Below are 20,415 nucleotides of genomic sequence, written 5' to 3' on the forward strand. Positions count from 1 at the left end.
ATTTTTTGTTATTAAAACACAAGTGGTTTTTTGATGTGCATAGTGTTATTATTTAGTAAGAACAATTACTAAATAGAAGGAGGATTAAAGTTATGCGAACAATTATTATTGGTGGTGGGGCATCGGCAATGACTTGTGCTAGTAAATTACGAAGAAATGATGTAACGATGGAGATTATTGTTTATCAAGCAAGTAGTTATGTTTCATTAGGCGCTTGTGGAATTCCATATTATATTGCTGAAGAATTTGATAATGTTAATGATTTATTAGCAAGAACACCAGATTGATTTGAAAAACAAAATATTCAAATTTTTTTAAACTCGCAATTAACTGTGGTTGATTTTGATAAAAAAGTGGTTACAATTTGTAATCAAGTAACTTCTGAGATAATTACTAAACAATATGATAATTTAGTTATTGCTACGGGGGCGATGCCAATTGTTCCTAAATTTGAAAATGACCATTTAGGAAATATTTTTACAGCCGTTAGTAAAGAAGATGCTTACAATATTAGAAAACAAGTTAAAGATAAACAAAAAATTGCTATTATTGGTGGTGGTTTTATTGGTTTGGAACTGGTTGAGGCATTTAGTCATTTGCAGAAAGAAGTTATTCTAGTTGAGGCGTTAGAACGAGTTGGTGCTAAAGCTTTTGATGTTGAGATTACTACTATAATACAAGAATATTTATTGGCAAAAACTGTGCAAGTGCATTGTTCCAAACAATTATTAGGTTTTCAAGGCGAAAATGATGTTCAAGCAATTGTATTAGCAAATAATGAAATTATTGCTGCTGATTTAGTAGTTTTAGCATTGGGATTTCGTCCGCATACGCAATTATTTAAGGATACGGGTTTAGAAATGATGGATAATGGGGCAATTGTTATTGATCATCAAGGAAAGACTAATATTGCTAATGTTTATAGTGTTGGTGATTGTGCAACAATTACTAATTTAGTAACTAAAAAACAATCATATCTTCCTTTGGCAACAACAGCAGTTAAATTAGCTCGCGTTATTGCTAATGTTATTGCCAATCTTGATGATCGCTTAGAAGGAACTTTGGGAAGTGCGATTTTACAAATTGTTGATTTGCAAGTTGCTCGGACTGGATTAAGTGAATGAGAAGCAAAAGCAATGAATTTTAACTATCAAACAATTATCATTGATGATTATGATTTACCAAATTATATGTCAAAGCAAATGCCCTTAAAATTAAAATTGCTTTATGAAGTTGATTCCTTAAAATTATTAGGAGCACAAATTGTTGGTTATAATAAAGCAGTTTTAAGAATTAATGCTTTAGCGGTTGCGATTTGCAAGCAAATGACATTACCAGAAATTGCCAAGTTGGATTTGGTATATGCACCACCTTTTGGACGCACTAGTGATATAATTCATATTGGTGCTAGTAAAATTAAGAAATAATTAAAGGAGAAGTTAATTTATGTCAAGAAAATTTTCAGAACAGGAAGTTGTGCGACGCGATAAGTTAGAGCAATTAGTTAAAGAGAACCATAATCCGTTTGCTATTTCTAAGGTAGAATACACGCATACTACTGCTGAATTTAAAGAACAATATGATGTATATAGTAAAGAGCAATTGCAAGGAAAACCAGATGTGATTACGATTGCGGGAAGAATTAGGGCTTTAAGAACGGCTGGCAAAGCAATTTTTGCTAATGTTCAAGACCAAGATGGTCAAATTCAAGTTTATCTTCGTTTTGATGAAGTTTCTAAGGAGGAATTTCTTGCTTTTGAACAATTAGATTTAGGTGATATCATTAGTGTTACTGGTGGGGCAATGAAAACACAAGTTGGGGAATTGACTTTAAGACTGGTAGCGTTTCAATTGCTTAGTAAGGCATTAAAACCGTTGCCTAATAAACACGATGGTTTAAAGGATACCGAAGAACGATATCGTCGGCGATATGTTGATTTGATTGTTAATGAAGAAGTTAAAGCAGTATTTATTAAAAGAACGCAAATATTAAATTTAATTCGGCAATATTTACAAACAAGAGACTATTTAGAGGTGGAAACGCCAGTTTTACAACCAATATTAGGTGGGGCAACAGCGAAACCTTTTAAAACGCATCATAATACTTTGGATATGCCATTTTACTTGCGAGTTGCTCCTGAATTGTATTTAAAAAAACTTCTTGTCGGTGGTTTTGAGAAAGTATTTGAAATCGGTCGATTGTTTCGTAATGAAGGTATGTCAGCTAAACATAACCCTGAGTTTACTGCGATTGAAATTTATGTTGCTTATCAGGATATGAATTTTATGATGCAGTTAACCGAAGATTTAATTAGTTATTTAGTTAAGGCAATTTTGCCTAGTAGTGAAATAACTTACGATCATCAAAAAATTAATTTTCGGCAATGAAATAAAATGAGTATGGTGGAAGCAATTAAAAATGTTAGTGGGGTAGAATTTAATCGCGAAATGACATTAGTGCAAGCACGAAAGTTAGCTAAAGAGCATAACATAACTTTGGAAAAGCATCAGCATACGATTGGTCATATCATTAATGCATTTTTTGAACAATTAGTTGAAAAAACCTTAATTCAACCATCATTTATTTATGGATATCCACTGGAAGTGTCGCCATTAGCGAAAAAGAGTTGTTCTGATGAACGGTTTACTGATCGTTTTGAATTATTTATTGGCGGTAGAGAGTATGCTAATGGTTATTCTGAATTAAATGATCCCATTGACCAATATAATCGTTTTGAACACCAGTTAGCATTAAGAGATTTAGGTGATGAGGAAGCTAATGAAATGGATTTAGACTTTGTTGAAGCCTTAGAATATGGGATGCCACCAGCTGGTGGTTTAGGAATTGGTATTGACCGCTTAGTAATGTTATTAACGGAACAATCATCAATCAAAGATGTATTATTATTTCCTCATATGCGAATTAAAGAATAAGAATTATAAGCGTTAAAAAAGAGTAAAGAATTAAATTCTTTACTCTTTTTTGTTAATTTGAAGATGTTATAACCCACATTGCAGTTGAGCACTGCAATTATCGCAGGGTATTGCATCCTCCCGCTTCAACGATGTTGCCTTCATTGCAGAAAGCACAGAGGTCGCCGATATTAGTTCCACGGGTGCGGTCTTGTTTAATGCCACGGTATTGGTTTGTAGGAAAGGCGTTGCTAGGGGGACTAGTGATAAAGGGTGTTTCTAATGGTGACAGACTGAGTTGTTCTTGGATTGGTTCGCTGTCATCGGTTAGCGATAGCACTTGGGCGTTTCTTGATCCATCAACATAGACAGTACCACCTTTGGCACCGTTTTTGTATAAGTGTATATATAGTTTTTCCACATTTTTAACGGTATAGCCAACAGGAGCATTAACGGTTTTGGAAATTGATGAGTCAACTCAGCGTTGAATAATACATTGTACATCAGCATGAGCAATGGGAGTTAGTTCCGTCGCGCTAATGAAAATATTAGGTAGCGGTTTATTAACATATTCGGGATGATATTTTAGTCATTCGTCAACGATTTTAGCATTAACTTTAATATTTTTACCAAGGCGGCCACTCCGATAAAAGTTAAAAGCAAAGTATGGTTCTAAGCCAGTAGAAACACCAACCATTGTTCCTGTTGTTCCGGTAGGAGCGATAGTTAGTAAGTGGGAGTTATGAATCCCATATTTTTTAATAGCATTACGAATTTCGGGGTTCATTTTTTTCATATAACCCGTATTAATAAAGGCGTTGTGGTCTTTTAAGAAGGGAAATGAACCCTTTTCTTTGGCAATATTTACTGATGTTAAATAAGCAGTTTCGGCTATTAATTGAAATACTTTGTTAACAATGCTATTTCCCTCAATTGAACCATAAACAACATCGGTTCATATTAATAAGTCGTGTAATCCCATAACGCCTAAACCAATCCGACGTTCACCTAAAGCTTGGATTTTGTTTAATTCTAAAAAGTAAGGGGTACTGTCAATAACATTATCTTGTAAACGAATAGCAATATATAACGGTTTCTTTTAACTTATCTCAAAGAATTTCTTTTGTATTGCGGTTAACAAAGTTAGCTAAGTTAATTGCCCCGAGATTGCATACTGAATAAGGAGCAAGTGGTTGTTCACCACAAGGGTTAGTAGCGACAACTTTCATACCATAGGCTTTAGCGTTAGTCATACCGTTGGCTTGGTCAATGAAAAATAGTCCAGGTTCGGCTGAATAGGTAGCACAAAAACTAATTAAGTCTCATAAGTCGCGAGCTTTCATTTGATAATAGCTTTTAAGTTTGAATCCCATTTGTTCTCATTGTTTAATATCACCAATCGTATGTCAAAGGGCATCGTATTGTTCTTTTTCTTCTTGTGAATAGTTATCTAAGTCAGGGAATTATAAAGTTCATTGGGCATCATTTTCTACCGCTTGCATAAAGGCGTAGCTAATGGTAACAGAAATATTGGCACCGCTTAAAAATTCAGGACGATTTACTTTTCATTCACTGCCATCTAAGAGCTTTTTGCGGGCGGTTTCAACACAATATGAAGAGCTACGGTGTTTTCGTTTTCAATAATAGCTTCTAATAATTGTTTTTCAGCTGGTAGTATTGCTTCAAAACGGAGTTTTTTAGTTGCTTCTTCGCCGATTGCTTGGTCTTGTGAATTTTCTTTTAATCATTTTAAAATTTTGGGGTTTTGCATTTTACAAACGATAAATTTAATAGTATCAGGATGTCAGTCGGCTAACATAATCATTTGGGCTCCACGACGACTGCCACCTTGTTCGACTAAGTGTGTTAGTGAAGATAAGTCGTTTAATCATGATACAGAACCAGATAATTTGCCACCCACACTTTTAGCAACGGTTCCTTTGGGTCTTAAAGTTGAACCATTGCTACCAACCCCACCACCATGAGACATAATTTCCATTACTTCTTTACGATGTTCAGAAATACCGTTTCTTGAGTCTTTAATCATTGGCGTTACAAAGCAATTAAAAAAAGTAACATCAGAGTTGCTTCCCGCACTGTAAACAATTCTTCCTGCTGGAACAAAGTTAAGATTTTTTAATTGTTCATAAAACTTATTTTGTCATTGCTCTTTGTTGTTAGTTTCAACAGTTGCTAAGTTAGTAGCAACGCGAAAAGCAATTTGATCATAAAATAATTCTAATGGTTTATCAAGTTCATGTTTTTGTTTAGTAACAATAGACTTCTTGCGATACCTTTTTTATTAAAATATTCTTATAAAATATAATTTATGAGGATATCAAAATATGAACAATAATAAATTTAATACTCTTAATGATAAAGAATGGTTAAGATTAACAGGAATAAAAAAATCCACTTTTAATAAAATGTTAGATATTTTACAAGTAGCTGAAATAGAAAAATTTAAAAAAGGTGGTAAAACTAATAAATTATCACTAGAAAATAGATTATTGATGACTTTATCATATTGACGAGAATATCAGACTTATTTTCATCTTGGTAAAAATTTCGGAATTAGTGAAGCTAATTGTTATCGGAATATCAAGTGAATTGAAGATATTTTAATTAAAAACTCTGATTTTCAACAACTTGCTGGTAAAAAAGCACTAATAAATGATTATTTTAATGATAAAACTATTATTATTGATGCTACCGAAACTCCAATCCAAAGCCCAAAAAAAGACAAAAATAATCTTATTCTGGTAAAAAGAAAAAACACACCATTAAAACACAAGTAATTATCGAACAAGAAACCAGAAAAATTATTGCAACAAGTTTTTCACTTGGGAAAAAACATGATTATGCTTTATTTAAAGAATCAAAAATCCCAATTTTAAAAAATACCAAATTAATAGTTGATAGTGGTTATCAAGGAATACAAAAAATTCACAATAATGTTCTAATACCTACAAAGAAAACAAAGAAAAACCATTTAAATAAAGCACAAAAACAACATAATAGACTAGTTTCAAAAATGAGAATTATTATTGAAAATATTTTTGCTATTCTTAAAAAATTTAAAATTATGACAGAAAAATATCGTAATCGTAGAAAAAGATTTGGTTTAAGATTTAATTTAATTGCCTCAATTTATAATTTGCAATTATTAATTTAACATAAAAGATTTATTTAAAATTAAAGAATTTAAATAATAAATTCATTTTTTGTTGTGGCAAAATATTAATTTTTTAGATAAAAGACATAATTAATTAAAATTATATTTTTCTATTACTGTCTTTTTACAAATATTTGTAATTTTTTTAATAGGTTATGCAAGAAGTCTAATATTGTTTATTACTGAGTTTTGTAAAATATTCGGGTCAATACCATTAATATATTCGTTTTCAATTAATATTGCATAGTAATTATTTGCTAATTGTTCTTGAACATATCCAATTGCTCGCGTGGGAAATGTGGCATCATCACGAACAATTGTAACTACTAAATCACCAACTTTGAGACTTGCTAATGTTTTGTCTTTTTGGGAATAACGGTCAAGCATTATCATTCGTGACACCCCACTATGAACAATAGACTTCTTGCGATACCTTTTTTATTAAAATATTCTTATAAAATATAATTTATGAGGATATCAAAATATGAACAATAATAAATTTAATACTCTTAATGATAAAGAATGGTTAAGATTAACAGGAATAAAAAAATCCACTTTTAATAAAATGTTAGATATTTTACAAGTAGCTGAAATAGAAAAATTTAAAAAAGGTGGTAAAAATAATAAATTATCACTAGAAAATACATTATTGATGACTTTATCATATTGACGAGAATATCAGACTTATTTTCATCTTGGTAAAAATTTCGGAATTAGTGAAGCTAATTGTTATCGCAATATCAAATGAATTGAAGATATTTTAATTAAAAACTCTGATTTTCAACAACTTGCTGGTAAAAAAGCACTAATAAATGATTATTTTAATGATAAAACTATTATTATTGATGCTACCGAAACTCCAATCCAACGCCCAAAAAAAGACAAAAACAATCTTATTCTGGTAAAAAGAAAAAACACACCATTAAAACACAAGTAATTATCGAACAAGAAACTAGAAAAATTATTGCAACAAGTTTTTCACTTGGGAAAAAACATGATTATGCTTTATTTAAAGAATCAAAAATCCCAATTTTAAAAAATACCAAATTAATAGTTGATAGTGCTTATCAAGGAATACAAAAAATTCACAATAATGTTCTAATACCTACAAAGAAAACAAAGAAAAACCATTTAAATAAAGCACAAAAACAACATAATAGACTAGTTTCAAAAATGAGAATTATTATTGAAAATATTTTTGCTATTCTTAAAAAATTTAAAATTATGACAGAAAAATATCGTAATCGTAGAAAAAGATTTGGTTTAAGATTTAATTTAATTGCCTCAATTTATAATTTGCAATTATTAATTTAACATAAAAGATTTATTTAAAATTAAAGAATTTAAATAATAAATTCATTTTTTGTTGTGGCAAAATATTAATTTTTTAGATAAAAGACATAATTAATTAAAATTATATTTTTCTATTACTGTCTTTTTACAAATATTTGTAATTTTTTTAATAGGTTATGCAAGAAGTCTAATGTTAAATGAGTTGTCAATAGTTTTAATATGGGGGAAATATTTTTCAATATCACCATTTAATGAATTAATTAGTTTTTGACTATACATAACAATTAAATTCCTTTCTTTATTTTATGACTGTATTATTTAGTATAGCGAATTATTTTTATAGTGCGAGATATATTTTAAATTTTTTCTTAAACAAAAAATTATGCTTCTGTTAAGACAAATCTAGCTTGGGAAATTAAAGTGCTGATTAGGTATCAACAGAATAAAAATAAAAGTAAATAATAGTATTATTATGTTGAGGATTGTTATATAATTACTGTTGAATTAATAAATTCCCATATTAATTTCTTGTTCTGTTAAAAGAACCAATAATATTTATTGTCCAGAGGAGGTTGAAGTGATGAATAAGTACGAAATTATGTATATTATTAATCCAGAATGTAAAGATATTAAAGCATTGCAAGAAAAGATGCATAATATTTTAACACAAACGGGAAAAGTTGAAAGTGTTACTGATTGAGGGCTAAGAGATTTAGCTTATCCAATTAATCATAAAAATAAAGCTTATTATACAATATTAAAAGTTGCGGTTAATAAAGAAGCAATTAATGAGTTTATGCGTGTTGCTAAAATTGAACAAGATATCTATCGTCATTTAATTATTAATCTTGATAGTGAACAAAATTATAGTGATAAAATGACTGCTGACTTAAAGTTAAATACTAATGAAAATGATGAGCGACCAAGTCGTTATAGCGGTGAAAGAAGACAAAGACCTTATGTACCGCGTGAAACTTATAAAAAACCTGAAAATAAGTAAATACCATAAAGGAATGAATATATTATGTTAAATAAAGTAATTTTAATTGGTAGAATTACTAATGATTTAAATTTACGGTCAGCAAAAAATAATAAATCATTTTTATATTTTACAATAGCCATTAATAATTTTAATAATCAAGCAGATTTTATTAATTGTGTTGCTTGAGAAAAGGTAGCAGACTCAATGTATAATAATCTTCGTAAAGGTTCATTAGTAGCGGTTGAAGGTCGCATTCAATCAAGAAAACAAGAACAAAATGGTGTGTTAACAACAATTACTGATGTTAGAGCGATTAGTGTTAAGTTTTTAGATTCAAGAGGTAGTGGCGCTGGGGTTGGAAATTCTCGCGATGCTGCGACACCGTCATTTGTTAATGATTATAATTCTCCCGTTGAGAAAAAAATTGATGATCAGGCATTTGATCTTGATAATATGAATTTTAATTTTGTTAATAATGCTGTTGATAATAAGGAACAAGGGGAAAATAGCGAAGGTGCAAATTTAACATTTGATAATGATGATGCTATTGCGTGAGGAGAGTAAATTATGGAAAATAAGCGTATAAATGTAAATCGGTTTAAAAAGCGAAAAAAACCATGTTTTTTTACAAAAAATAAAATTAATTACATTAACTATAAAGATGTTGAAAAATTAAAAGAATATATTTCTGCTAATGGACAGATTTTAACAAGAAGAGTTAGTGGTAATTGCTCTTTCCATCAAAGAATGGTGGCAATGGCAATTAAAAGAGCAAGAACCGTGGCTTTATTACCATATCTTGTAAAATAATTAGGGTTGATTAGCATACTTAATATTTGTATTAAGTATGCTTTTTATATATTAAAATTAGTAAGTAATGTATTATATATAATGCAAAAAATTTGTGATGTGGAGTGTTAACAAGTGAAAGTAATTTTATTGAAAGATTTAAAAAATTATGGTAAGAAAAACGATATTATTACCGTTGCTGATGGATATGCAAAAAACTATTTATTACCACAAAAAATAGCAATTGTGGCTTCAAGTCAAGCTTTAGTACAGTTAGGAAAACAACAACAAAAATTTGATAATGAAGTTAATGAAAAAAAGCTTGAAAATGAAGCATTAAAATTAGAAATTGAAAAGCTAATTTTAAATTTTGATTTGAAAATTAATAAAAATAAGGTATTTGGAACAATTACTAGTAAACAGATTATTGAAAAATTAAGTCAAGAGTATAATATTCAAGTAGATAAAAAACAGTTAGTTAATTATCAAAATATTAATACTATTGGTATTAATGATATTAATATTAAATTATTTAATGATATTTTTGCAATTTTGAAAATTCAAGTTGTGGGTAAAAAGTAATGGCTATTACTAATAATTTTTTATTAGAAGATGCTGAGGTTAGTATTTTAGCGGCAGTTATTAATTCTAAAAATGCTAGTGATGAGGTTGTTGCTCTGCTTAATGAGAATGATTTTATTAATTCCCGTCATAAATTAATTTTTAAAGCCATTATTTCGTTATATAATCATCAATTACCAATTGATTTACCAATTTTAACTGATATGTTAGTTAAACAACAAAGTCTTAATCAGGCTGGCGGAGTGGAATATTTGACTTTGATTACGCAAAGTTATATTAGTGATGCTAATTTAGATGATTATTTAAAAATTATTGTTGAACGGACAATGTTAAGAAATTTGCAAGTAGTAACCCAAGATATTACTAAGAAAATTAATACTGAAATTAGTGTGTGAGAACTTTTAGGAATTGCTGAACGACAGATTTTGGAAATTGCTAATAATCGTAAAAAAAATGAGTTTAAAAGTACTAAGGATGTTGTTGATGCGACATTATCTAAGATTGAGAAGTTACAAAATAGTGATAATCAATTAACAGGTTCAGATAGTGGTTTTATGCAATTAAATAAGATTACTAATGGCTTTCAAAATGGTGATTTTATTATTTTGGCGGCGCGACCATCAATGGGGAAAACAGCGTTAGCATTAAATTTTGCTGTTAATTGTGCACGAGTTTATAAAGATAGTGCTGTGGTCATTTTTTCTTTAGAAATGCCAACTGAACAACTAATTTTAAGAATTTTAGGTTCAGAAACAAAAATTGGTTCAATGCAAATTAAAACGGGAAAAAATTTAACAAGTCGTAATTGACAAGATTTAACTAGTGTTGGTAGTAAATTAAAGCAAAGTAATATTTTTATTGATGATTCGCCGGGATTACGAGTGATTGAGTTAATTTCTAAATTAAGAAAATTAAGTCGTAATTATGACTTAAAACTGGTTGTTATTGATTATTTGCAATTATTAGCTGGTGATGGTGAGAATCGACAACAAGAAATTTCTAATATTTCTCGAAGTTTAAAGGCATTAGCCAGAGAGTTAGAAGTTCCAATTGTTTGTTTGTCACAGTTATCGCGAAAAGTGGAATCAAGAGAAGATAAACGACCATTAATGTCTGATTTGCGTGAATCAGGCGCAATTGAACAGGATGCTGACTTAATTATGTTTCTTTATCGTGAAGATTATTATGAAAAGAAAGAAGATAGTTTGAATGAAGAATCACATAAAGCACAATTAATTATTTCTAAGCATCGTAATGGTCCCACTGGCATAGTAGAATTACTTTTTTTACAAAAGTATGGTAATTTTATTGATTATAATAAGACTGTGAATAAAAATGAAAAGAAAGAAGGAACACAATATGAGAAGAATGTTTTCAATAATTAGTCATTTAATGACTAGTTTTGTAACGATATTTACTATTGTTGCTTGTAGTATGAAAACCCATCCGATTACGATTAATATTATTAATGCTGGCAGTGAATCAACAATATTTGATAAGATTTTTCGTGCTGAGACGGTTACGAAGACAATAAATAGTTTATTTTATACTTATAAAAAAACTGGTAAAACAGCGTGAGTAGAAACTAATAAAGAGAAAGTAAAACAATTAAATAGTGAATTAGCAACGCAATTTTATGCTGATTTTTATACAAGGTCAGGGGATACCTTTTCTTATCAGTTTGATATTAATAATTCGTTTGTTAATGACAAATTAAATTTTAATGGGGCAGAGATTAAAGTAATTGATGGTATTAAGGCAGAAGTAACGGATGATAAGACAGCACCTAAAGAAATTGCTTTTGATTTTTTCTTTCAAGGTATTGCTCAGAAGTATAAGTTTAGTGGTACTGTCAATTGAAAATATAATATTATGAAACTTAATCCGAAGGAAGAAACAACTGATAAGTTGATATTTTTTTGAGACTATCAGAGTGATTTAGCAGACATTAAGATTAATAATTTTGTAAAAGTAACTTAATTTGATATTTAATTATTAGACTTCTTGCATAACCTATTAAAAAATTACAAATATTTGTAAAAAGACAGTAATAGAAAAATATAATTTTAATTAATTATGTCTTTTATCTAAAAAATTAATATTTTGCCACAACAAAAAATGAATTTATTATTTAAATTCTTTAATTTTAAATAAATCTTTTATGTTAAATTAATAATTGCAAATTATAAATTGAGGCAATTAAATTAAATCTTAAACCAAATCTTTTTCTACGATTACGATATTTTTCTGTCATAATTTTAAATTTTTTAAGAATAGCAAAAATATTTTCAATAATAATTCTCATTTTTGAAACTAGTCTATTATGTTGTTTTTGTGCTTTATTTAAATGGTTTTTCTTTGTTTTCTTTGTAGGTAGTAGAACATTATTGTGAATTTTTTGTATTCCTTGATAACCACTATCAACTATTAATTTGGTATTTTTTAAAATTGAGATTTTTGATTCTTTAAATAAAGCATAATCATGTTTTTTCCCAAGTGAAAAACTTGTTGCAATAATTTTTCTGGTTTCTTGTTCGATAATTACTTGTGTTTTAATGGTGTGTTTTTTCTTTTTACCAGAATAAGATTGTTTTTGTCTTTTTTTGGGCGTTGGATTGGAGTTTCGGTAGCATCAATAATAATAGTTTTATCATTAAAATAATCATTTATTAGTGCTTTTTTACCAGCAAGTTGTTGAAAATCAGAGTTTTTAATTAAAATATCTTCAATTCATTTGATATTGCGATAACAATTAGCTTCACTAATTCCGAAATTTTTACCAAGATGAAAATAAGTCTGATATTCTCGTCAATATGATAAAGTCATCAATAATCTATTTTCTAGTGATAATTTATTAGTTTTACCACCTTTTTTAAATTTTTCTATTTCAGCTACTTGTAAAATATCTAACATTTTATTAAAAGTGGATTTTTTTATTCCTGTTAATCTTAACCATTCTTTATCATTAAGAGTATTAAATTTATTATTGTTCATATTTTGATATCCTCATAAATTATATTTTATAAGAATATTTTAATAAAAAAGGTATCGCAAGAAGTCTATTATTTCCATAATTCTTTTAAGAGTTATGGAAATTTTCTTAGTTGATGCTAGGTTTGCTTCTTTGTGATAAATATGTTATAATTAACTAGGAAAAGGTATAAACTAGCAATAAATGAGTTACTATTATTTTTTAGGTAATTTTAGTTTATATTGAGTAAAAATAAGGTATTAAAGCTATGAATAAAATAATTAAATTAGTAATAACATTTATTTTAGGTATTGGTGCTGGAGCAGGAATTGGTATTGGAACATTAGTTGCTTGCTCGGGCTCTTGAATTACGGAACAAGAAATAAAAATTGAAGTTCAAGATCAAAAAATTAAGCAACTAATTGCTAATCTTGAAGCAGAAATTAAAATTAAAACAGAACAGTTAGAAGTAGCAATTAATGATTTAAAACAAAAAGCAATTAATTTAGGATATAAAGAAGTTTTAAAGGATTTAAATACTTTACAAGAACTTGTTGATGACATTAATCATAAAGATAAAGCGATAATTTCTGATGAGGAAAATGAAATTGTTAATCTTAAAAAAGATATTGATGTCCAAAAAGGTGTCCTTGATGATTTAAAAGAGAAACTTAACGATTTAATTACTATAAAAGGTGATGCTAATGTTTAAGCAATAGACTTCTTGCGATACCTTTTTTATTAAAATATTCTTATAAAATATAATTTATGAGGATATCAAAATATGAACAATAATAAATTTAATACTCTTAATGATAAAGAATGGTTAAGATTAACAGGAATAAAAAAATCCACTTTTAATAAAATGTTAGATATTTTACAAGTAGCTGAAATAGAAAAATTTAAAAAAGGTGGTAAAACTAATAAATTATCACTAGAAAATAGATTATTGATGACTTTATCATATTGACGAGAATATCAGACTTATTTTCATCTTGGTAAAAATTTCGGAATTAGTGAAGCTAATTGTTATCGCAATATCAAATGAATTGAAGATATTTTAATTAAAAACTCTGATTTTCAACAACTTGCTGGTAAAAAGCACTAATAAATGATTATTTTAATGATAAAACTATTATTATTGATGCTACCGAAACTCCAATCCAACGCCCAAAAAAAGACAAAAACAATATTATTCTGGTAAAAAGAAAAAACACACCATTAAAACACAAGTAATTATCTAACAAGAAACCAGAAAAATTATTGCAACAAGTTTTTCACTTGGGAAAAAACATGATTATGCTTTATTTAAAGAATCAAAAATCCCAATTTTAAAAAATACCAAATTAATAGTTGATAGTGGTTATCAAGGAATACAAAAAATTCACAATAATGTTCTAATACCTACAAAGAAAACAAAGAAAAACCATTTAAATAAAGCACAAAAACAACATAATAGACTAGTTTCAAAAATGAGAATTATTATTGAAAATATTTTTGCTATTCTTAAAAAATTTAAAATTATGACAGAAAAATATCGTAATCGTAGAAAAAGATTTGGTTTAAGATTTAATTTAATTGCCTCAATTTATAATTTGCAATTATTAATTTAACATAAAAGATTTATTTAAAATTAAAGAATTTAAATAATAAATTCATTTTTTGTTGTGGCAAAATATTAATTTTTTAGATAAAAGACATAACTAATTAAAATTATATTTTTCTATTACTGTCTTTTTACAAATATTTGTAATTTTTTTAATAGGTTATGCAAGAAGTCTAATGATTAAATATGTTAGTTGTGACTTTTTTTTCGTTAGGAATTTGTACTAATTTAGTTGCTTGTTCTTCACAAACAATGACAAAAGATTTTATTAAGGAAGAAATTACGAATAATCAGTTATTAAATGAGGAAGTCAGTGCGTTAAAAAGAAAAATTGCGATTTTAGTAAATGATTTTCAGGACTTAATTAAGAAAAACAATGTTACTAAAGAAAGAATTGAGCAATTAGAACAAAAATTGCGAGAAAAAATTGCTCAACAAGAAAGCGAAATCGCGCAATTAATTGAATATGTTAACGAATTAACTAAGTTAGTAAATAGTTTTGGTAGTGGTGAATTAGCATATATTGCTAAATTGCTTAAAGATAATGCAACTTTGGAAGATAAACTGCATCATATTAGAACGGAAATGGCAAGATTGTTAAATAAACAGGAATTAATTGCTAAAAATGATGCTTTAAAAGTAAAAATTGTTTCTACATATTTAGAACAATTTAATGACAATAATCGTTTTGATTTAAGGGGATTAAATACTTTACATAAAAGAGTTGATGTTCTTAATAAAGTAGAAGAAGCTTTAAAAATGAAATTTCCCAAGATTTTTAAACATACTGAAAATCTTCGTGTTTGAGACAAAAATAAATTTTTAAAAGATGAAGGTTTTGATAAATTTCAAGATGGTCAGATCGGATTAAATATTAATTTTAAAATTGGTAATAAAGAGTCTGATTGAATACGCGTGTATTTTAAAAATATTGAAAAATCTGATGATAATTTGTTTAATGAGGTTAAAAAATATTTAGAACAATTTAATATGGAAAATCCTTTTGCTTTATAAGGTGTGAAATCAACTAGTAGATGAACTGATGTGTTGAAAAGATTAAAAAATAACTTAACTGAAAAATTTGGTGTTGTTGCTAAGAGAATTGAATTAACAATTGATAAGCTTTATGATGTTGTAAGTAATGGTTTAAAAGATGGTAAAAATAATAATAATGTTAGTTTTAAAATTGGAACCAAAGATTTACAAAATATCCGAATTTATTTTAAAGATATTAAGAAAACTAATATGGATTTAATTAACGAAGTTAAAGAATTTTTAAAGAAATTTAATGAAAAAAATCGATTTGATTTAAAAGGTATTAAATCAACTGATTCTTGAAGTAAACTGCTTGTTAAAGCAAAAGAAACATTAGATAATGAATTTGGTAATGAAATTAGTGGAATTAATTTCACAATTGATGATTCATCGGCAGAAATTGATGATTGTTCATTAGAAGATGGTGAAAGTGCTGTGTGGATTAGATTTAATATTGGTATTGAAAAGGGTACAGTTGAAGTGTATTTTTAAAATTAATATTAAATTTTCTTAATTATATATTTAAATATTTGTTATAATTAATTTTTGTACCATTATTATATTTAAGAATGGTGTCCTTTTGCTTTTTTTAAATTTGTGATATAATTCAAAATATATTTATATTAATTTTTACAGAAAGGACAGCGTTGTTATGTATATTTTAGTGGAACAACGAGGCTATGTAGTTTATAATCTATATGATCAAGAAGTAGCAATTTTTATGCTAATGCCAGAAGCTATTGCATTTATTAAAAGACAATATCATATGCCACAACAAATAACAATATCACATAAGCAACATTATCCTGCTTTACCAATAATAAATAATTATTGTCCAAATCAAAATGTACCAATATTACAAAATCCGTATCATCAACCACCAATCGGCAGACAACATCCATATCCATATGGAACATCAATGGTAAATGATAATATGTATCCAAATAATAGCAATTTTGGTGGTAATGACCCTCGCCTACAGCCACAGCAGGGACCTAATCCTAATCTAGTTGTTAGAGAAAAATTTGAACCAACAATTAATATGACTAATAGTATGTTAAATGAGCAGTTATTTAATGAACAAGAATACCGATCACAATTGAATGGTCATAGTTTACAACAATCAGGACAAAAAGTTGATGAGCGAAAACTTAAACTTGATAAGTTTCGTCAACATTTGGATGATGTCGTTAAAAAAAAGCAATTAAAGAGTAATGGAACCGAAAACAAGTTGGGGGTAAATAGTAAACCAAGTAGTTTTGCGTTTAATAATGCTAAGCAGTCAAAGATTAATTCATCAGTTTCAATTGATTTAGAAAAAGCTGATGTTGAACAAAAATTGAAAAGTGGTTTTACTATTAGTAATATGGATGCTTTACAACAAGGTAATGAAGAAGAAAACTTTATACATAATAAAAAGATTAAAACTTGAGTATGGGTTGTGCTTATTATTTTGGCAGTGGTAATTGTTAGTTTTGGTATTTTAGGAGTTTTAGTCGGAATAAATGTTGGTGGTATTAGTGATAAAATTAAAGAATTATTTATTGGTTAATTAAAAATATGTTTCAAAATATTCATCCTAGTTGGAAAGATTTTCTTATTAGTCAAATTACTCAACCTTATTTTATTGAATTAGTTAGCAAAGTATCATTAGCATATAAAAATAATCAGTGTTATCCACAGCCACAAGATATTTTAAGGTTATTAAAAATTGTTAGTTTTAATGATATTAAAGTAGTTATTTTAGGACAAGATCCGTATCATCAGCCAAACCAAGCTAATGGTTTGGCTTTTAGTGTTAATCACGGTGTTAAATTGCCACCAAGTTTAAAAAATATTTTTGTAGAATTGGAAAATGATTTAGGAATTATTGTACAAAATGGTGATTTAACTAAATGAGTCCGAAGTGGTGTTTTTCTTTTAAATACTGTTTTAACGGTACAAAAAGATCAGCCATTTTCACATGCTAATTTTAATTGGCAAGAATTTACTGATAACCTCATAAAATATATTGACAATTATCATAATAATGTTATTTTTGTTTTATGAGGCAAAAAAGCACAAGCAAAGATTAATTTAATTAATGACCAAAAGCATCTTATTCTTATGGGAGCACATCCTTCACCGCTGGGAGCACATTATGGGTTTTTTAATCAGAAGTATTTTAGTAAGATTAATGAATACTTGATAAAGCATAATAAGAAGCCGATTGATTGGCAGTTATAGTTTTTCTTTAGAAAGGAAACTACATTAATGATTTTCTTTAATAGTAATAAAAATGGTTTGTCGTTATTTGATATTAGAACAGCGTATATTGTTGCGGGAGCATTAGTTTTAGCAGCATTATCTTATATTTTAATGACAGGGCTTTCAATGTTTATAAAAAAAGAACGATATCGTGGACTTCGTTTGACAACGAAAAATATTGCTTATATTGCTATGTTATCAACGGTATCGGTAGTAACAACTGTTGTTATTGCATTGTATATGCCAGCAGCGGTTTTACCGCCGATTAGAATAGCTATTGAAGGTTTGATGATTAAGATTACGGGTTATATTTTTGGTCCCGTAATTGGTATTTTGTGTGCTTTGATTACTGATATTTTAGTAATGATGTTTGTTCCTTCATATATTCATCCTGCGTATATTGTGACGGTTATTGGTTTTGGTTTTATTTCTGGTATTGCTGGTGATTTGCGGCGAATGTTTCATCAAAAGTCATGAATTTTAATTTTAATAACTAATATTTTTATTATTGGTTTTGGAACAACTGCTTTAGTAATGACTTATTATGCTCCGCAATTTGCTGATTTTGCTGTTGATGAAGTTCCTTTTACAAAAACTGTTCCGATTAAGAAATGAATTATGATGCTAATTATTAGTATTGGGACAGTTTTAATTTTAGTTGTTGTTTGGGCAACTTGAATGTATTTTCGTTTTATAAAAAAGGATACAAAAGGTTTTAATGATTTAGTTCCGATTATTTTGTTAGCAGTTATAAATGAATATATTGTTACGGTGTTAATTGCATCTTGGGGGGATGTCAGTTTGTTAACTAATCGTACTGAGGATTATGGTTTAGCAATGATTCCACGATTGGCGATGGCACCAATTAAAATATTTTTTAATACGGTAATTATTTATATTACTTGAAAAACTATTAGACCATTAATTAATGAAGATCGTTAGCATTTATAAGGAGTGTTATTTAGATGAAAAGGCTAAATGTTTGGTTACAAATTACAAAGTATTATTTTCGTAAAAATTTTTATTCAATTTTAAAATATTTAAAATTGGATTTTAATAAAAATTTCAATACTCGTAGTATTGCCTTAGCAGCCGTAATGTTAGCATTAACAATAGTTATTGTTAAATTTTTAGGTTTTAGTTTAAAATTGGGTGTTGGTGGTAAAGGAACAATGGTAATTGGTTTTGGTTTTATCCCTAATGTGCTTTTTAGCTTTTTACATGGACCATTTTTTGGTTTTATTTTTGGTTTTATTTCCGATACAACATTGTTTATCTTAAAACCTACATTTTATAGTCCAATTATGGCAATTCAAGAACCAATTGTTGGGGTTCTTGCAGGAATTGCGGGAATTGTTTATAGTAAACTTCGTAATTGTCAATTTGATTTTAAGAAGTATTTGTTATTTTTTACTGTGATGCAATTTATTTTGGTTGCTTTATTAATTTTAAGTTTTTATTTAATATTTTTCTCTGATTTTGTTTACTCTTTTTCATTGAAAAATAATAAAGTTTTTAGTGTTAAATGAGATTTACTTTATATGGTAATTTCTGGGATTTTTATTTCTACTTTATTTATGGCTGTGGAATTAGTTTTAATTTTAATTTTGTGAATAACTTGAAATAATCAAAAACAAAATAGTGTTACTGAGAAATTTAATAATGCATTGATTTTCATTATTATTATTATTTTACAATTATTTTTAATATTAATTAATTCGTGAATTTTATCGCCATTACATTTTTTAGTATTTTATGATATTGATTATTTAGTTTCTTTATTACCACGATTAGTTAAAGAATTATTATTAATGCCATTACGAATTGCAATATATTTTATAATTTTTAAAACAATTTTAAAAATTTATTATGATAAATATTTTTTGCAAAAAGAACTTAATTCTCATCAAGAAAATGTAGAGTAGGGATATAATGAAGAATTTTTTTAAACGATTTTTTAGTAAAAGTAAAATATTGTTTTTTACTAGTGTTGCTAATGCTTTAGTTTTGTTAAAAGATTGAAAATTTGTTTATAAGTTAATGACATTTTTAATTTTATTTAGTTTCTTTTTAGCTGGTTTCGTTTATGGGGTATTTATTGAATATTGATATATTAACCCGAAAAATTCACAACTTGATATGCCACGGTTATATAATTTTAATGTTTTAGTTAATTTTTGGTCGGTGCAAACTAATATATTAGCTTGTTTATATTTCTTTTATGCGTTACTTTATCATAATAAAACGGCAACTAATAAGTTTACTAATTTGACAACTCAAACTAGTATTGCAATATATATTACAGTAACAATGGTTTTATTTTGGTTGTTAGTATTTTATGGTGTGGGAACAGGGATATCGTATGAATTTGCTTCTAATGCTGATCGGGTTATTGGCATTACAATGCATGCCATAACCCCATTATTAACATTAATTTACTTATTATTATCGTTAGGGAAAAGTCAGATTTTATATAAAAAATATTTTACTCGCCAAATATTTTGAATGTTAGGATATCCGATTGGTTATCTCATATTTATTAATTTAAGGGCTAAGTTATTATATGATGATGGTATTAGGATTTTTTTATTTCCTTATGAGTTTGTTGATTTTTATCATCCGATATTTCCTTTACCAGTAGTTTGAAATAATATTTTGTTAGTAGGATTGGGAATATCATTTTTAGTAGGGATAAATGTTATTTTGATTGTTATTAATAATGTAATTTATAAGAAGACAAAACATATTAGTAAAAAGTAAGTTGATTAAACAAATCATCAGATAATAATTTTAATGATTTAGGTTATCGTTTTAAAGATATG

The 20,415-nt window shown here is 27.4% G+C and carries 25 protein-coding genes and 1 pseudogene; 22 read left to right on the plus strand and 4 right to left on the minus strand.

What is annotated here, in order from left to right; all coding sequences use genetic code 4:
* The first annotated feature begins 92 nt into the window (after positions 1–92).
* Together AACK86_RS00115 and lysS are read left to right on the plus strand one after the other, a co-directional pair.
* Complete coding sequence (locus AACK86_RS00115) at positions 93–1,427, plus strand: CoA-disulfide reductase (RefSeq protein ID WP_338981971.1); 1,335 nt, start codon at positions 93–95, stop codon at positions 1,425–1,427.
* Between the two features lie 19 nt (positions 1,428–1,446).
* Positions 1,447–2,934, plus strand: coding sequence for a lysine--tRNA ligase (gene lysS / locus AACK86_RS00120; protein ID WP_338981972.1), 1,488 nt, complete (start codon positions 1,447–1,449; stop codon positions 2,932–2,934).
* A 66-nt stretch (positions 2,935–3,000) separates the two neighbouring features.
* On the opposite strand, the pseudogene AACK86_RS06540 reads toward lysS, so the two are convergent.
* Positions 3,001–5,191 (minus strand): annotated as a pseudogene (locus AACK86_RS06540) (vitamin B12-dependent ribonucleotide reductase); the annotation flags it as partial.
* 67 nt (positions 5,192–5,258) lie between these two features.
* Here AACK86_RS06540 and AACK86_RS06545 point away from each other — a divergent pair.
* Together AACK86_RS06545 and AACK86_RS06550 are read left to right on the plus strand one after the other, a co-directional pair.
* A complete protein-coding gene (locus AACK86_RS06545) occupies positions 5,259–5,711 on the plus strand; it encodes a transposase family protein (protein WP_422398247.1) in 453 nt (150 codons plus the stop codon).
* 2 nt (positions 5,712–5,713) lie between these two features.
* Complete coding sequence (locus tag AACK86_RS06550; RefSeq protein WP_422398302.1) at positions 5,714–6,088, plus strand: transposase family protein; 375 nt, start codon at positions 5,714–5,716, stop codon at positions 6,086–6,088.
* 153 nt (positions 6,089–6,241) lie between these two features.
* On the opposite strand, the gene AACK86_RS00145 is transcribed toward AACK86_RS06550, so the two are convergent.
* On the minus strand, positions 6,242–6,481 hold the full coding sequence (locus AACK86_RS00145) for a hypothetical protein (protein WP_338981975.1): 240 nt from the start codon (positions 6,479–6,481) through the stop codon (positions 6,242–6,244).
* Between the two features lie 91 nt (positions 6,482–6,572).
* Here AACK86_RS00145 and AACK86_RS06555 point away from each other — a divergent pair, with 91 nt between their 5' ends.
* The 8 genes from AACK86_RS06555 to AACK86_RS00180 all read left to right on the plus strand — a co-directional run bounded on the left by AACK86_RS06555 (position 6,573) and on the right by AACK86_RS00180 (position 11,714).
* Positions 6,573–7,025, plus strand: coding sequence for a transposase family protein (locus tag AACK86_RS06555; RefSeq protein WP_422398248.1), 453 nt, complete (start codon positions 6,573–6,575; stop codon positions 7,023–7,025).
* Positions 7,010–7,402, plus strand: coding sequence for a transposase family protein (locus AACK86_RS06560; protein WP_422398303.1), 393 nt, complete (start codon positions 7,010–7,012; stop codon positions 7,400–7,402). The genes AACK86_RS06555 and AACK86_RS06560 overlap by 16 nt, the downstream gene beginning before the upstream one ends.
* A 559-nt stretch (positions 7,403–7,961) precedes the next feature.
* Positions 7,962–8,381 carry a 30S ribosomal protein S6 gene (rpsF, locus tag AACK86_RS00155; protein WP_338981977.1) on the plus strand — a complete coding sequence of 140 codons (420 nt, stop codon included), beginning with the start codon at positions 7,962–7,964 and terminating at the stop codon, positions 8,379–8,381.
* Between the two features lie 24 nt (positions 8,382–8,405).
* Positions 8,406–8,927: a single-stranded DNA-binding protein gene (locus AACK86_RS00160; protein WP_338981978.1), complete on the plus strand. Its 522-nt coding sequence runs from the start codon at positions 8,406–8,408 to the stop codon at positions 8,925–8,927.
* Between the two features lie 3 nt (positions 8,928–8,930).
* Positions 8,931–9,173, plus strand: coding sequence for a 30S ribosomal protein S18 (gene rpsR, locus AACK86_RS00165; RefSeq protein WP_338981979.1), 243 nt, complete (start codon positions 8,931–8,933; stop codon positions 9,171–9,173).
* Positions 9,174–9,287: 114 nt separating this feature from the next.
* On the plus strand, positions 9,288–9,734 hold the full coding sequence (rplI, locus tag AACK86_RS00170) for a 50S ribosomal protein L9 (protein WP_338981980.1): 447 nt from the start codon (positions 9,288–9,290) through the stop codon (positions 9,732–9,734).
* Positions 9,734–11,119: a replicative DNA helicase gene (gene dnaB / locus AACK86_RS00175; RefSeq protein WP_338981982.1), complete on the plus strand. Its 1,386-nt coding sequence runs from the start codon at positions 9,734–9,736 to the stop codon at positions 11,117–11,119. The genes rplI and dnaB overlap by 1 nt, the downstream gene beginning before the upstream one ends.
* Positions 11,094–11,714 (plus strand): hypothetical protein, encoded by a 621-nt coding sequence (locus tag AACK86_RS00180; protein WP_338981983.1) that lies wholly within the window; start codon positions 11,094–11,096, stop codon positions 11,712–11,714. Before dnaB ends, AACK86_RS00180 begins: the two co-directional genes overlap by 26 nt.
* A gap of 184 nt (positions 11,715–11,898) precedes the next feature.
* On the opposite strand, the gene AACK86_RS06565 is transcribed toward AACK86_RS00180, so the two are convergent.
* On the minus strand, positions 11,899–12,291 hold the full coding sequence (locus tag AACK86_RS06565; RefSeq protein WP_422398304.1) for a transposase family protein: 393 nt from the start codon (positions 12,289–12,291) through the stop codon (positions 11,899–11,901).
* Positions 12,276–12,728: a transposase family protein gene (locus AACK86_RS06570; protein WP_338982632.1), complete on the minus strand. Its 453-nt coding sequence runs from the start codon at positions 12,726–12,728 to the stop codon at positions 12,276–12,278. The genes AACK86_RS06565 and AACK86_RS06570 overlap by 16 nt, the downstream gene beginning before the upstream one ends.
* 245 nt (positions 12,729–12,973) lie before the next feature.
* Between AACK86_RS06570 and AACK86_RS00190 the strand changes: the two genes are divergently transcribed.
* The 10 genes from AACK86_RS00190 (at position 12,974) to AACK86_RS00230 (ending at position 20,353) form a co-directional block, all read left to right on the plus strand.
* Entirely contained in the window at positions 12,974–13,417 is a 444-nt protein-coding gene (locus AACK86_RS00190) for a hypothetical protein (RefSeq protein WP_338981985.1), read from the plus strand.
* 72 nt (positions 13,418–13,489) lie between these two features.
* The gene (locus AACK86_RS06575) at positions 13,490–13,813 is read left to right on the plus strand and encodes a transposase family protein (protein ID WP_338982202.1); all 324 of its coding nucleotides are present in this window, start codon (positions 13,490–13,492) and stop codon (positions 13,811–13,813) included.
* Between the two features lie 196 nt (positions 13,814–14,009).
* Positions 14,010–14,318 (plus strand): transposase family protein, encoded by a 309-nt coding sequence (locus AACK86_RS06580; protein ID WP_422398305.1) that lies wholly within the window; start codon positions 14,010–14,012, stop codon positions 14,316–14,318.
* A 179-nt stretch (positions 14,319–14,497) separates the two neighbouring features.
* Positions 14,498–15,325, plus strand: a complete 828-nt coding sequence (locus AACK86_RS00200; protein WP_338981986.1) for a hypothetical protein — start codon at positions 14,498–14,500, stop codon at positions 15,323–15,325.
* A 33-nt stretch (positions 15,326–15,358) separates the two neighbouring features.
* Positions 15,359–15,838 (plus strand): hypothetical protein, encoded by a 480-nt coding sequence (locus AACK86_RS00205; RefSeq protein ID WP_338981987.1) that lies wholly within the window; start codon positions 15,359–15,361, stop codon positions 15,836–15,838.
* A gap of 160 nt (positions 15,839–15,998) precedes the next feature.
* Complete coding sequence (locus AACK86_RS00210; RefSeq protein WP_338981988.1) at positions 15,999–16,898, plus strand: hypothetical protein; 900 nt, start codon at positions 15,999–16,001, stop codon at positions 16,896–16,898.
* An 8-nt stretch (positions 16,899–16,906) separates the two neighbouring features.
* Positions 16,907–17,572, plus strand: coding sequence for a uracil-DNA glycosylase (locus AACK86_RS00215; protein ID WP_338981989.1), 666 nt, complete (start codon positions 16,907–16,909; stop codon positions 17,570–17,572).
* A 27-nt stretch (positions 17,573–17,599) separates the two neighbouring features.
* The gene (locus AACK86_RS00220) at positions 17,600–18,535 is read left to right on the plus strand and encodes a hypothetical protein (protein ID WP_338981991.1); all 936 of its coding nucleotides are present in this window, start codon (positions 17,600–17,602) and stop codon (positions 18,533–18,535) included.
* Positions 18,536–18,558: 23 nt separating this feature from the next.
* Positions 18,559–19,518 carry a hypothetical protein gene (locus tag AACK86_RS00225; RefSeq protein ID WP_338981993.1) on the plus strand — a complete coding sequence of 320 codons (960 nt, stop codon included), beginning with the start codon at positions 18,559–18,561 and terminating at the stop codon, positions 19,516–19,518.
* Between the two features lie 7 nt (positions 19,519–19,525).
* Positions 19,526–20,353, plus strand: coding sequence for a Pr6Pr family membrane protein (locus tag AACK86_RS00230; protein WP_338981994.1), 828 nt, complete (start codon positions 19,526–19,528; stop codon positions 20,351–20,353).
* Positions 20,354–20,415 lie beyond the last annotated feature (62 nt).

Origin of the sequence: Spiroplasma endosymbiont of Eupeodes luniger (assembly GCF_964019525.1) — a bacterium.
Taxonomy (GTDB): domain Bacteria; phylum Bacillota_I; class Bacilli_A; order Mycoplasmatales; family Nriv7; genus Nriv7.